Genomic DNA, 13892 nt, shown 5'->3' with positions numbered 1-13892 from the left:
AAAGATAGGAGAATAAAATGAATCCATTAATCCAAAGCTTGACAGAAGGTCAACTTCGTACTGATATCCCATCATTCCGTCCTGGTGACACTGTTCGTGTACACGCGAAAGTTGTCGAAGGTAACCGTGAACGTGTTCAGATCTTTGAAGGTGTCGTTATTGCACGTAAAGGTGCTGGCATCTCAGAAAACTACACAGTTCGTAAAATCTCTAACGGTGTAGGTGTTGAACGTATCTTCCCAATCCACACTCCACGTGTTGAAAAAATCGAAGTTGTACGTTACGGTAAAGTACGTCGTGCGAAATTGTACTACTTGCGTGCACTTCAAGGTAAGGCAGCTCGTATCAAAGAAATCCGTCGTTAATTCGACTAAAGAACTCTGCTCATTCAGCAGAGTTTTTATCTAGCTCCCTTAGTTCAATGGATATAACAACTCCCTCCTAAGGAGTAGTTGCTGGTTCGATTCCGGCAGGGGGCAGTAATCAGACATCAAAAACCGCTCTGCTGAGCGGTTTTCATCTATTCTTTACTTTTACAACACCCAAGTTCGAATGGCATGGGCAACGCCAGATTCGTCATTAGATTTAGTGATGTATTTGGCGATTTTTTTGAGTTCTGGATTTCCATTTTCCATGACGACGGGATTACCTACGACTTCGAGCATAGCACGGTCATTTTCTTCGTCTCCGATAGCCATGGTTTCATCCTTGCTTAGTCCAAGTTTTTCAGCTAGGTGAGTGATAGCTGCCCCCTTGTCTACATTCTTTTTAAGGAGCTCAAGGTAGAAAGGAGCAGATTTGTTGATGGAGTAGCGCTCATAAAATTCTGCAGGAATCTTTTCAATAGCGGCATCCAGAATTTCAGGCTCATCGATAAACATACATTTGACGATTTCCTTGTCAGCCATTTCTTCAGGTGTACGGTAGAAAATCGGCATGCTGACGAGGGTTGATTCGTGCACTGTATATTTTCCGATATTGCGATTTGCAGTGTAGATTCCATCCTTGGTAATGGCGTGCATGTGAACACCAAGCTTACGACTTAGAAATTCCATATCCAGATAGTCCTCATAAGTCAAGGATTCGCTGATAATCTCATGTCCTGTAGCAGTTTCTTGGACAAGGGCACCGTTGAAGGTCACGACATAGTCACCTTCATCTCTCAACTGCAAGTCGTCCAGAAGTTTGGCAACACCTGCGATAGGGCGGCCAGTTGCAATCACGACCTTGACACCAGCTTCTTTGGCATCTTGGATGGCAGAAAAGACTTCAGGAGTGATTTCCTTTTGGCTGTTGACTAGGGTTCCGTCAATATCGACGGCGATTAGTTTAATACTCATAAATTTCCTCTTCTAGTTTTTATTTGGGGTAAAATGATCGTTCTCAATCAAGTGTAAAAATTGCTGGGTAATGCTTGCGAAGATGCTGTTTTGGTCCAACATTTCTTTTGGGAAATAGAAACGATTATCTCCGTGGCGACTGCCAGCAAGGGATTGAACGATAGGAGACAGGCTAGAGAGTTCTGCTAGTTCTCCGTTTTTTTGTATAATCTCAATCTGCGTCCGTGGGTTTTCTGATTCAGGGCGATAGATATCATAAGGAAGGTCAAAGTTCTTATGAATAGCTGTGTAGTAGTCGGGATCAAAGCCGATGTCTTCTACTAATTTTCTCATAGATGCAAGCTGTTCTTGATCTTCTTGTGAAAAGGTAATGGATTTAAAGACTTTGCGATTGACAAAACGTTGTGACAGGTCTGCTAGTATCTTGTCAGGACTAGTCATCCAGAGCTGGAAGTAGGTATTCATCACACCATCATCCAGAGCCAGATAGTCAGCTAAGATAACATTTTTTTCGAAAAATGGCAGTAGATGCGGGGATGTAAGAGTAAAGAAGTCTTTGTTATCTGGATAAAGTTCTTTAGCACGTTTCAAAAGATTCTGCAGAAGGACTTCCATAGCACGTGTTGCAGGATGGAAATAAACCTGCATGTACATTTGATAGCGACTTAGAACATAGTCTTCGATGGCATGCATCCCGTTTCGTTGAAAGGCAATTCCGTTTTCGATAGGGCGAATAACTCGTAGGATACGTGTCAGGTCGAATTCTCCATAGGAAGCACCTGTAAAGTAGGAGTCTCGCAAGAGATAATCCATCCGATCTGCATCAATTTGACTTGAAATCAGTTGGACCACCTGCTTATTTGGATAAGTGTGGTCTATAACGCTCGCTACCTTTTCTGGGAAATCTGGAGCTACCTGTAAAAGAACCTGGTGAATCTCTGTTTCGGGGCTTTGGATAATTTCCTGCGTAATCGCCTCATGATCGGTATCAAAGAGATGTTCAAAAGTATGGGAGTAGGCACCATGTCCTAAGTCATGAAGGAGGGCTGCAGTCATGGTTAGGAGGGACTCCGAATGATCCCATTCTTTAGGATACTTTTCCTCAAAAATCTCGGTGATGCGGCGCGCAATCTCGTAAACACCTAGACAGTGAGAGAAACGACTATGTTCTCCACCATGAAAGGTGTAACTGGATGTTCCGAGCTGCTTGATACGACGAAGCCGTTGAAATTCTTTTGTATTGATTAAGTCATAGATAATCTGATTATCAACATGGATATAATTGTGAACAGGGTCACGAAATACTTTTTCATTCATAAAACCATTATAGCAAAAAGCTACAGTTTTTGGTAAAATAGTAGGATAAGAGTGTAGAAAGAGGACTTGAAGTGAAGATTCGAATGAGAAATACCATCCAATTTGATGAACAATTGGAAGTGATCGACCAACTTTATGACGTTGAGTTACGTGAGAAAGGTGATTTTTCCTATCTCCTTTTTTACAATGAGGAGAAGGAAAAAGTGGTGCTCAAGTTTAATGATACAGAGTTGGTGATGTCTCGATTTTCCAATCCTAAGACCATCATGCGTTTTCTGAAGGAAGCTGATAGTTTAGCCTATATTCCTACACCAATGGGGATACAGGAGTTTATCATCCAAACAAGCCATTATCAAGTTGATCAGCAAAAGATTGAACTAGCCTATCAACTACAAAACAAAGAAGGAACTCCATTTGCGAACTATCGCTTAGAAATTACCTGGGGATAAAAAAAGAGGGTGGGATAAATGTCCTAGCCTCTTAATTGTCTTTGGATTGTCGAGCAAGACGCAGTGGTTGAGTGGGCTCTACTACGCTGATTTCATCAGTTTTTACAGCCCTACTCAACTGTGCGGAGGTGGGACGACGAAATCGAATTCTAACGAATTACCGATTTCTGTCCCACTCTCATTTGATATACAGTTCTTGATTTTTCAAGACAATTTCACGTACGCTTGCAAATTTCTTCAGCTTTTTGATGTCTTCGGGATGTGTTACAAGCGTGATTACATAGCCCTCTTTGCCCATACGTCCAGTACGGCCAGCGCGGTGAGTGTAGGTTTCCATATCTCTAGGAACGTCAAAGTTAACCACGCATTCCAAGCTATCAATGTCGATACCACGAGCTAGAAGGTCTGTTGCAAGAAGCAGTGTTAGTTGCTTGTCTTTGAATTTTTCTAAGATAACTTTTCTAAATTTAACATTGACATCGCTAGCTAGTGAAACAGCTAAAACATCGCGATACTGTAATTTCTCTTCTGCACTTCCAAGGTCTGACAAACTATTAAAGAATACCAGCCCACGGAAGTCATCGACATGTGCTAGTTTACGAAGCATATCTACTCTGTGTCGTTGGTCTACTTGCATGTAGAAGTGTTGGATGTTGTCTAGCTTTTGATCTGAAAGGTCAATGGTGCGCGTGTTGGGCGCAATCTTATCTTGGTCAAACTTGGTAGTGGCACTCATATAGATGAGTTGGTGGTCACGAGGTGCGTAGTGAGTAATTTTTTCAACAAAGTGAATCTGAGAATCATCTAGCAACTGATCGAACTCATCAAGAATAATCGTTTCCACATTCATCATCTTGATTTTTTTCAATTTGATCAGTTCAAAGATGCGACCAGGAGTTCCAATAAGGATTTCTGGGCCTTTTTTAAGTCGTTCGATTTGACGTTTCTGACTCGAACCAGAAAGGAAGAGTTGAGCAGTCAAGCCAATTGCTTCACCCCAGGTTTTAGTTACCTCAAAAATCTGACCAGCCAGTTCAGTATTTGGTGCTAAAATCAATAGTTGCTGCGCTTTTTTCTTTTGGAGACGAAGAAGACTTGGTAGGAGATAAGCTAAAGTCTTACCTGTACCAGTTGGACTAACTCCAAGAAGGGTTTGACCGTCTAAAATTGGATCAAAAAGCTGAGTTTGAATGGGTGTGAATTCTTGAAATCCGAGTTTTTCGGTTAGCTCTAGCCATTCTTTAGGTAGTTTGGTTTTCATTTTTCTGCCTCAAATCTAATGCCAGCAGTCTGGCGCATGGTGTAAAGTAGCTTATGGACGTGTGTTGCATCATCCAGCCAAGCTTGGTAAAGTTCTAGGTTTGGCTGTTTGATCATGTTCGCGAAAGCAGCGACCTCCTCAGTCATGGTATGAGGTGCCTGCTGAATAGCTAGATGTGTTTCATTACCTTGATGATCTGTAAAAATAGCAGAGCGGATATGCTCAATGGTGTTGAGTGTCAAGGTTCCATCTGTTGTATATATTTCACAATGCAGATTAGAAGTAATGTTTTTACCAGCTTTGATATGAACTTGATATTCAGGATAAGATAAGATACCATCTCCGTTCAGATCAATAGTGTTGTCAAGTTGCTGTGCTTGATAGGTCGCATCAAGTGCCTTTCCAAACAAGCGAACCGCAGCATAGATCGGATAAATTCCCAAGTCCATGAGAGCCCCACCAGCAAAACGGTCTGAAAAGACATTCGGAGTGTTTCCAGAAAGAAGGTCTGGCATCTTAGAAGAATACTTGGCATAGTTAAAGTCTGCCCCTAAAACTTGCTTGTCTGCAAGAAAGTCTTTAATTGTCGCAAAAGCATCTTCGTGATAGTTTCTTGCTGCTTCAAAGATAAAACATTGATTTTCTTGAGCTGTTTCAACTAAATCCTGCCATTCTTGTGGTTGAGTCACCGCTGGTTTTTCAAGGATAACATGCTTGCCAGCAGATAAAGCAGCCTTAGCTTGAGTAAAGTGTAGAGAATTTGGACTTGCGATATAGACAACATCAAATTCAGACTGGAAGAAATCCTCTAAATTATCAAATAGACCAACATTTTGATAAGGACTAGTAAATTGCTGAGCAGTCGTGAGCTTTCTTGAATAAACAGCCACTAACTGGAATTCCTGACTAGTATGAGTAGCTTCTATAAAGTGGTGACTGATTGCACCAGTACCGATAATACCAAGTTTTAGCATGAAATCTCCTTTTCTACAAGTAATGACTGCTTTCATTATATCACAGATAGACTAAACTAGCCAAAGGGAGACAAATCTTTTATTTGACACTTCGAAAAATTAAGAGAAAATGGTACAATAGATTCAGAAAAAATAGGAGTGTAGTATGAGATTATTACCAATGAGAAAAATTTCTCGTCATTCAAAACGATTGGCGCTTTTTTTGACTTTTTGTGCGGGTTATGTAGATGCCTATACCTTTATCATACGTGGGAATACTCTAGTTGCAGGTCAAACAGGGAATGTCGTTTTCCTTTCCGTTGGTCTCATTCAGGACAATGTTTCAGATGCCAGCGTCAAGGTAATGACCCTGATTTCCTTCATGGTGGGTGTCTTCCTTTTGACAGTCTATAAAGAAAAGTTGAGGATTGTAAGAAAACCAATTCTATCCCTTGTTCCACTAGCAATTTTATCTTTGATTATAGGATTTGTTCCCTTGACGGTTGATAATATATTCATAGTACCACCATTAGCATTTTGTATGGGACTTGTAACAACAGCTTTCGGAGAAGTTTCAGGAATTGCATACAATAATGCTTTTATGACTGGAAATATCAAACGAACTATGTTAGCATTTGGCGAATATGTTCGCACAAAACATACACCTTTTTTAAGAGAAGGTCTCATCTTTGTTAGCTTGCTGTCGAGTTTTGTGCTTGGGGTTGTTGTATCAGCTTATCTGAGTATTTTTTATGAAGAAAAAACAATTTTAGGGATTCCAATCATGATGAGTATTTTTTATCTAAGTATGCTTTTTGCATCTTGGAGGAAAAAAATAAGAGAAAAAGTTTAAATTCGATGATAAATACTTGTCAAAAACTAGGAATCATGCTATACTTGAAGAGTTGACTATGCACGATCCTGTGCAACCGCACGAACATCGTTGCTCGTCGTATAACAAATTTAAACTTCGTCATTATCGCCTTGCCTAACATAAGTTATGTCTTCGGCTCAATTCCTAGTTTATTCTTTGTTATACTTAGAGCTCTTCTTTTAAGTGGTTCGTCCCACGATGCTAGGCGAGTCTTCACAAAAATACGGGGAAACCCCAAAAAATCATAGGAGGTGCATAATGAGCACATACGCAATTATCAAAACTGGCGGAAAACAAGTTAAAGTTGAAGTTGGTCAAGCAATCTACGTTGAAAAATTGAACGTTGAAGCTGGTCAAGAAGTTACTTTTAACGAAGTTGTTCTTGTTGGTGGTGAAAACACTGTTGTCGGAACTCCACTTGTTGCTGGAGCTACTGTAGTTGGAACTGTTGAAAAACAAGGAAAACAAAAGAAAGTTGTTACTTACAAGTACAAACCTAAAAAAGGTAGCCACCGTAAACAAGGTCACCGTCAACCATATACAAAAGTTGTCATCAACGCAATCAACGCTTAATTTTAAGGAGAACACATGATACAAGCAGTCTTTGAGAGAGCCGAAGATGGCGAGCTGAGGAGTGCGGAGATTACTGGACACGCCAAAATTGGCGAAAACGGCTTTGACGTTGTGTGTGCATCGGTTTCTACGCTTGCCACTAACTTTGTCAATTCTATTGAGAAATTTGCAGGCTATGAACCAATCTTACAATTAAACGAAGATGAAGATGGTTATCTAATGGTGGAAATTCCTAAAGATATCCCTTCACATCAGAGAGAAATGACTCAGTTATTCTTTGAATCATTTTTCTTAGGAATGGCAAACTTATCGGAGGACTCTTCTGAGTTCGTCCAAACCAGAGTTATCACAGAAAACTAACACGGAGGAAAACATTATGTTAAAAATGACTCTTACTAACATGCAACTTTTCGCCCACAAAAAAGGTGGAGGTTCTACATCAAACGGACGTGATTCACAAGCGAAACGTCTTGGAGCTAAAGCAGCTGATGGACAAACTGTAACAGGTGGATCTATCCTTTACCGTCAACGTGGTACACACATCTATCCAGGTGTAAACGTTGGACGTGGTGGAGACGATACTTTGTTCGCTAAAGTTGAAGGCGTAGTACGCTTTGAACGTAAAGGTCGCGATAAAAAGCAGGTTTCTGTTTACCCAATCGCAAAATAAAAAGGTCCAGTGAACCTTTTTATCCCGAGCCTTGAAATGAAAAGGCGAGGAAGCTAGAAGTAGCATTAAATAAGGCTTTCCGAGTTTTCGGAGAGCTTATTTTTTTATCCAAAAAGAATATAAGAAATTAAAACCCTGTTCATTCGTATTTTATATATAAAACAAAGTATGAAAGCGCATCTCAATTTTAAGACTTTTTGGTAAATTAAGAGTATAATTAAAGTGTGTTACCTTTTTATAAGATAACAAGCTAATATAATAAAGTTTAGCTTGCATATTTTTAAAATTTTATTTCAAGGAGGAATCATGGAAAAGTATTTTGGTGAAAAACAGCAGCGTTTTTCATTTAGAAAATTATCAGTAGGACTTGTATCTGCAACGATTTCAAGTTTATTTTTTATGTCTGTATTAGGTAGTTCATCTGTAGAGGCTCAAGAGACTAAAGGTGTTCACTATAAATATGTAACAGAGTCAGAGTTATCATCAGAAGAAAAGAAGCAGCTTGTCTATGATATTCCGACATACATGGAGAATGATGATGAGACTTATTATCTTGTTTATAGGTTAAATTCCCAAAATCAACTGGGAGACTTACCAAATACTGGAAGTAAGAATGAGATGCAAGCCTTAGTTGCTGGTGCTAGCTTAGCTGCTCTGGGGATTTTAATTTTTGCCGTTTCTAAGAAAAAGGTTAAGAATAAAACAGTATTACATTTAGTATTGGTTGCAGGAATCGGAAACGGTGTCCTAGTATCAGCTCATGCTTTAGAAAATAATCTCTTACTGAATTACAATACTGACTATGAATTGACCACAGGAGAAAAATTACCTCTTCCTAAAGATATTTCAGGTTACACTTATATTGGATATATCAAAGAGGGAAACATAACTTCTGAATCTAAAGTAAGCAATCAAGAGAAATCAGCAGCCACTCCTACAAAACAACAAAAGGTGGATTATAGTGTTACACCGAATTTTGTAGACCATCCATCAACAGTACAAGCTATGCAGGAACAAACATCTGTTTCTTCAACTAAGCCGACAGAAGTTCAAGTAGTTGAAAAACCTCTCTCTGCAGAATTAACCAATCCAAGAAAAGAAGAGAAACAATCTTCAAATGCACAATCACAATTAGCAGAACATAAAGATGTACAAGCTGGAACTCTGGTAACCGACAAGGGTGAGCCTGCGATCCAGCCAGAGTTACCTGAAGCAGTTGTAACTGACAAAGGTGAACCTGCAGTCCAACCTGCATTACCAGAAGCTGTGGTAAGTGATAAAGGCGTACCGGCAGTCCAACCTGCATTACCAGAAGCTGTGGTAAGTGATAAAGGCGTACCGGCAGTCCAACCTGCATTACCAGAAGCTGTGGTAAGTGATAAAGGTGTACCGGAAGTCCAACCAGCGTTACCTGAAGCAGTTATAACAGACAAAGGGGAGCCTGAAGTTCAACCTGCATTACCTGAAGCAGTCGTGACTGATAAGGGCGAACCTGCAGTCCAACCCGCCTTACCCGAAGCGGTTGTAACTGACAAAGGCGAACCTGCAGTCCAACCCGCCTTGCCAGAGGCTGTGGTAAGTGATAAAGGCGTACCGGCAGTCCAACCTGCATTACCAGAAGCAGTAGTAAGTGATAAAGGTGTACCGGAAGTTCAGCCTGCCTTACCAGAAGCAGTTGTAAGTGATAAAGGTGAACCTGAAGTTCAACCTGAATTGCCAGAAGCAGTTGTAAGCGATAAAGGCGAACCGGAAGTTCAACCTGCGTTACCTGAAGCAGTCGTGAATGATAAGGGTGAGCCTGCGATCCAGCCAGAGTTACCTGAAGCAGTTGTAACTGACAAAGGTGAACCTGCAGTCCAACCTGCCTTACCAGAAGCTGTGGTAAGTGATAAAGGCGTACCGGCAGTCCAACCTGCATTACCAGAAGCTGTGGTAAGTGATAAAGGTGTACCGGAAGTCCAACCAGCGTTACCTAAAGCAGTTATAACAGACAAAGGGGAGCCTGAAGTTCAACCTGAATTACCAGAAGCTGTGGTAAGTGATAAAGGTGAGCCCGCAGTTCAACCCGCCTTACCAGAAGCAGTTGTAACTGACAAAGGTGAACCTGCAGTCCAACCTGAATCACCCGAAGCTGTTGTTACTGATAAAGGTGAACCTGCAGTCCAACCAGAGCTACCAGAAGCTGTTGTTACTGACAAAGGTGAACCTGCAGTTCAACCTGAATTGCCAGAAGCAGTTGTAAGCGCCAAAGGCGAGCCTGAAGTTCAGCCTGAATTACCAGAAGCTGTTGTAACTGACAAAGGTGAACCTGCAGTCCAAGCAGAGTTGCCAGAGGCTGTAGTAAGTGACAAAGGGGAGCCTGAAATTCATCCAGCGTTACCAGAGGCTGTAGTAACCGACAAAGGCGAACCCGAGGTTCACCCAGCGTTGCCAGAAGCTGTAGTAAGTGACAAAGGTGAGCCTGAACAGGTAGCCCCACTTCCAGAATACATTGGTGATATTGATCAAGTAAAGCCGGATATTCCGACTGAAAAAACGAAAAAGCAGGATCCAGAAAAAACACTCGAATTAAGAAATGTTTCGGATATTGAGTTGTACAGCCAGACGAATGGGACTTATAAACAACATATCTCATTGGATGGAATTCCAAAGAATACGGATAATTACTTTGTCAAGGTAAAATCTTCGGCATTTAAAGATGTCTATCTGCCAGTCTCCTCAATAACTGAGGAGGAAAGAAATGGTCAGCCAGTTTATAAAATTACAGCTAAGGCTGAGAAACTCCAGCAAGAGCAGAACAATAAATATGTCGACCATTTCACCTTCTACCTCGATAAGAAGTCTAAAGAGGAAAAGACAAACTTTACTTCCTTTAGTAATCTGGTCAAAGCTATAAACCAAAATCCCTCTGGAACCTATCATTTAGCGGCCAGCCTGAATGCTAACGAAGTGGAGCTTGGTCCTGATGATAAATCCTATATCAAGGGCACCTTTACTGGTCAGTTGATTGGTGAAAAAGATGGCAAGAATTATGCTATCTATAATTTGAAAAAACCTCTGTTTGAAAACTTGAGTGGTGCTACAGTAGAAAAACTAAGTCTAAAAAATGTTGCTATTTCAGGGAAAAATGATATTGGTTCACTGGCAAATGAAGCTACGAATGGCACAAAGATCAAACAAGTTCATGTCGATGGTGTTCTGGCTGGAGAACGTGGTATCGGTGGATTGCTTGCTAAGGCAGACCAATCAAGCATCGCAGAGAGCAGTTTCAAGGGAAGAATTGTCAATACCTATGAAACAACTGCTGCCTATAATATCGGTGGTCTGGTCGGTCATTTGACAGGAGGCAGAGCTTCACTGACTAAGTCAAAAGCGACAGTAGCCATTTCATCCAACACCAATAGTTCAGATCAGACTGTTGGTGGGCTAGCAGGTCTAGTAGACCAAGATGCGCATATACAGGATAGCTATGCTGAAGGTGATATCAACAATGTCAAGCACTTTGGTAGAGTTGCGGGTGTGGCTGGATATTTGTGGGATCGAAAGACGAATGAGGAACAGCATGCAGGAAGATTGACCAATGTACTAAGTGATGTCAATGTAACCAACGGGAATGCTATTACCGGTTACCACTACAATGGAATGAAGGTGAAGGATACATTCAGCAGCAAGGCGAACAGAGTATACAATGTCACCTTGGTTAGGGATGAAGTCGTCAGCAAAGAATCCTTTGAAGAAAGAGGAACAATGCTAGATGCTTCTGAAGTGACTAATAAAAAAGCAGAAATCAATCCTCTCACTCCTCCAACAGTGGAGCCCCTTTCAACAAGTGGTAGTAAAGAAAGTGATTTTTCTAAGGTGAAGCATTATCAAGCTAACCGTGCTTTGGTTTATAAGAACATTGAAAAATTGTTACCTTTCTATAACAAGGCGACCATCGTGAAATACGGAAACCTGGTCAAGGAGAACAGTCTCTTATATCAAAAAGAACTCTTGTCCGCAGTTATGATGAAGGATGACCAAGTAATCACAGATATTGTTTCTAACAAACAGACTGCAAATAAACTCTTGCTTCACTATCAGGACCATTCATCTGAGAAGCTCGATCTCAAGTACCAGACTGATTTTGCCAAGCTAGCAGAATATAGTTTAGGGGATACAGGACTCCTCTACACTCCAAATCAATTCTTGTATGACCAAGACTCTATCATTAAGCAAGTCTTACCTGACTTACAAAAGATTGACTATAAGTCGGATACTATCAGAAAGATACTCGGAATTTCCCCAGAGGTCAAGCAAACTGAGCTCTATCTGGAAGACCAGTTCGCCAAAACAAAACAAGATTTGGCAAACAGTTTGAAAAAACTCTTGTCAGCAGATGCTGGACTTGCTGGTGACAACTCAGTTACCAGAGGCTATCTTGTAGATAAAATCAAGAACAATAAGGAAGCCTTACTACTCGGCTTAACTTATTTAGAACGTTGGTATAACTTTAGCTACGGTCAAGTGAATGTCAAAGACCTGGTGATGTATCGTCCAGACTTCTTTGGTAAAGGAAATACTTCACCACTAGATACTCTGATTGAGTTAGGGAAATCAGGATTTAATAATCTGCTTGCTAAAAACAATGTCGATACTTATGCTATCAGTCTTGCCAGCCATCATGGAACGACAGATTTGTTTAGCACGTTGGAAAATTACCGAAAAGTCTTTCTACCAGACAAAACCAATAATGACTGGTTTAAATCACAGACCAAGGCTTACATCGTCGAAGAAAAATCCACTATTGCAGAGGTCAAAGCCAAGCAAGAGCAAGCAGGGACTAAGTATTCTATCGGTGTTTATGACAGAATTACTAGTAGTACTTGGAAATACCGCAATATGGTCTTGCCTCTCCTTACCTTGCCAGAAAGATCTGTATTTGTCATCTCAACCTTGTCTAGCCTAGGATTTGGTGCTTACGATCGCTATCGCAACAGCGATTATAAGGCTGGAGATGAACTCAATAAGTTTGTTGAAGATAATGCGCGTGAAACAGCCAAACGTCAGCGAGATCACTATGATTATTGGTATCGTATTTTAGATAAAGAAGGACGTGAAAAGCTCTATCGTACAATTTTACTTTATGATGCCTATAAGTTTGGAGATGATACAACATCTGGAAAAGCTACAGTTGAGGCTCAGTTTGATAGTACCAATCCGGCGATGAAGAATTTCTTTGGTCCAGTGGGGAATAAAGTAGTTCACAATCACCATGGTGCTTATGCAACTGGAGATGGCGTTTACTATATGTCCTATCGTATGTTAGATAAGGATGGAGCTATCACCTATACCCATGAGATGACACATGATTCAGATCAGGATATTTACCTTGGTGGCTATGGTCGAAGAAGTGGCTTAGGACCGGAGTTCTTCGCAAAAGGCTTATTGCAAGCTCCTGATCAACCAAGTGATGCAACCATTACCATCAACTCTATCTTGAAACATAAAACATCAGATAGTACAGAAGGCCAGCGATTGCAAGTACTTGATCCAACTACAAGATTTAATGACGCAGCAGATCTTCAGAACTACGTCCACAATATGTTTGATGTCGTTTACATGTTGGAATATCTCGAAGGGCAATCTATTGTGAAACAGTTAGATGCTTATCAGAAAATGACGGCTCTGAGAAAAATCGAGAATAAATACGTGAAAGATCCTGCAGATGGAAATGAGGTTTACGCTACTAACGTTGTACAAAATCTGACAGAAGAAGATGCCAAAAAATTGACTACCTTTGATAGTTTAATTAAAAATAATATCTTGTCAGCTCGTGAATATAAGTCTGGGGAATATGAAAGAAACGGTTACTATACGATTAAACTCTTTGCCCCAATCTATTCGGCTCTGAGCAGTAAGGGAACTCCGGGTGATTTGATGGGACGTAGGATTGCTTATGAACTTCTGGCTGCCAAAGGCTTTAAGGATGGAATGGTACCTTATATCTCAAATCAATATGAAAAAGATGCAAAAGCGGCGGGAAGTAAGATTAAGTCTTATGGTAAAGAAGTAGGTTTAGTTACAGATGATCTTGTTTTGAAAAAGGTATTTGAAGGGAAGTATTCTTCTTGGGCGGATTTCAAGAAAGCTATGTACCAAGAACGGGTGGATCAGTTTAGAAACTTGAAAAAGGTGACCTTCAACGATCCAACTAAATCTTGGGCAAGTTTTGCAAGAAAGACGATTCATAGTGTAGAAGAACTGCAGCGATTAATGGACGAAGCTGTCCGTAAGGATGCAGATGAGAATCGTTATTCTTGGGACAACTATAATCCAGAATATGATAGTGCAGTTCATAAGTTAAAGAGAGCAGTGTTTAAGGCCTATCTAAATCAAACTGATGATTTTAGAAGTTCAATTTTTAATAATAAAAAATAGTGTTTACTATTAGGAAATAAAATTAAAGAAGGTGA

The 13892-nt window shown here is 40.5% G+C and carries 11 protein-coding genes, 1 tRNA gene and 1 other annotated feature; of the genes, 8 read left to right on the top strand and 4 right to left on the bottom strand.

The features are described 5' to 3' along the window. The first annotated feature begins 17 nt into the window (after window positions 1–17). Window positions 18–365: a 50S ribosomal protein L19 gene (gene rplS, locus QM928_RS00365; protein ID WP_001068670.1), complete on the top strand. Its 348-nt coding sequence runs from the start codon at window positions 18–20 to the stop codon at window positions 363–365. A 42-nt stretch (window positions 366–407) separates the two neighbouring features. Next, window positions 408–479: transfer RNA gene (locus QM928_RS00360), tRNA-Arg, on the top strand. Window positions 480–533: 54 nt separating this feature from the next. Here QM928_RS00360 and yidA read toward each other — a convergent pair. Together yidA and QM928_RS00350 are read right to left on the bottom strand one after the other, a co-directional pair. Next, window positions 534–1340, bottom strand: a complete 807-nt coding sequence (gene yidA / locus QM928_RS00355) for a sugar-phosphatase (protein ID WP_414294197.1) — start codon at window positions 1338–1340, stop codon at window positions 534–536. A 12-nt stretch (window positions 1341–1352) separates the two neighbouring features. Then, window positions 1353–2657, bottom strand: coding sequence for an HD domain-containing protein (locus QM928_RS00350; RefSeq protein WP_414273968.1), 1305 nt, complete (start codon window positions 2655–2657; stop codon window positions 1353–1355). Window positions 2658–2728: 71 nt separating this feature from the next. Here QM928_RS00350 and QM928_RS00345 point away from each other — a divergent pair, with 71 nt between their 5' ends. Further along, on the top strand, window positions 2729–3106 hold the full coding sequence (locus QM928_RS00345; RefSeq protein WP_414294196.1) for a DUF1934 domain-containing protein: 378 nt from the start codon (window positions 2729–2731) through the stop codon (window positions 3104–3106). Window positions 3107–3284: 178 nt separating this feature from the next. On the opposite strand, the gene QM928_RS00340 is transcribed toward QM928_RS00345, so the two are convergent. Both QM928_RS00340 and QM928_RS00335 read right to left on the bottom strand, forming a co-directional pair. Continuing rightward, window positions 3285–4367: a DEAD/DEAH box helicase gene (locus QM928_RS00340; RefSeq protein WP_414294195.1), complete on the bottom strand. Its 1083-nt coding sequence runs from the start codon at window positions 4365–4367 to the stop codon at window positions 3285–3287. Continuing rightward, window positions 4364–5341, bottom strand: coding sequence for a Gfo/Idh/MocA family protein (locus QM928_RS00335; protein ID WP_414273969.1), 978 nt, complete (start codon window positions 5339–5341; stop codon window positions 4364–4366). Before QM928_RS00335 ends, QM928_RS00340 begins: the two co-directional genes overlap by 4 nt. Before the next feature lie 145 nt (window positions 5342–5486). On the opposite strand from QM928_RS00335, the gene QM928_RS00330 reads away from it, so the two are divergent. From QM928_RS00330 to QM928_RS00310, 5 genes are all read left to right on the top strand, one after another. Continuing rightward, window positions 5487–6173: a YoaK family protein gene (locus QM928_RS00330; protein ID WP_414294194.1), complete on the top strand. Its 687-nt coding sequence runs from the start codon at window positions 5487–5489 to the stop codon at window positions 6171–6173. Between the two features lie 64 nt (window positions 6174–6237). Next, window positions 6238–6417, top strand: a sequence feature (ribosomal protein L21 leader region). 35 nt (window positions 6418–6452) lie between these two features. Then, a complete protein-coding gene (gene rplU / locus QM928_RS00325) occupies window positions 6453–6767 on the top strand; it encodes a 50S ribosomal protein L21 (protein ID WP_000109137.1) in 315 nt (104 codons plus the stop codon). A 15-nt stretch (window positions 6768–6782) separates the two neighbouring features. Next, on the top strand, window positions 6783–7127 hold the full coding sequence (locus QM928_RS00320) for a ribosomal-processing cysteine protease Prp (protein ID WP_075229048.1): 345 nt from the start codon (window positions 6783–6785) through the stop codon (window positions 7125–7127). 16 nt (window positions 7128–7143) lie between these two features. Then, window positions 7144–7437, top strand: a complete 294-nt coding sequence (rpmA, locus tag QM928_RS00315; protein ID WP_075229047.1) for a 50S ribosomal protein L27 — start codon at window positions 7144–7146, stop codon at window positions 7435–7437. Window positions 7438–7743: 306 nt separating this feature from the next. Further along, window positions 7744–13857, top strand: coding sequence for a ZmpA/ZmpB/ZmpC family metallo-endopeptidase (locus QM928_RS00310; RefSeq protein WP_414294193.1), 6114 nt, complete (start codon window positions 7744–7746; stop codon window positions 13855–13857). The last annotated feature ends 35 nt before the right edge of the window (window positions 13858–13892 follow it).

Origin of the sequence: Streptococcus infantis (assembly GCF_047460405.1) — a bacterium.
Lineage (GTDB): Bacteria > Bacillota > Bacilli > Lactobacillales > Streptococcaceae > Streptococcus > Streptococcus infantis_Q.
This window is presented reverse-complemented; position numbering and strand designations above follow the sequence as displayed.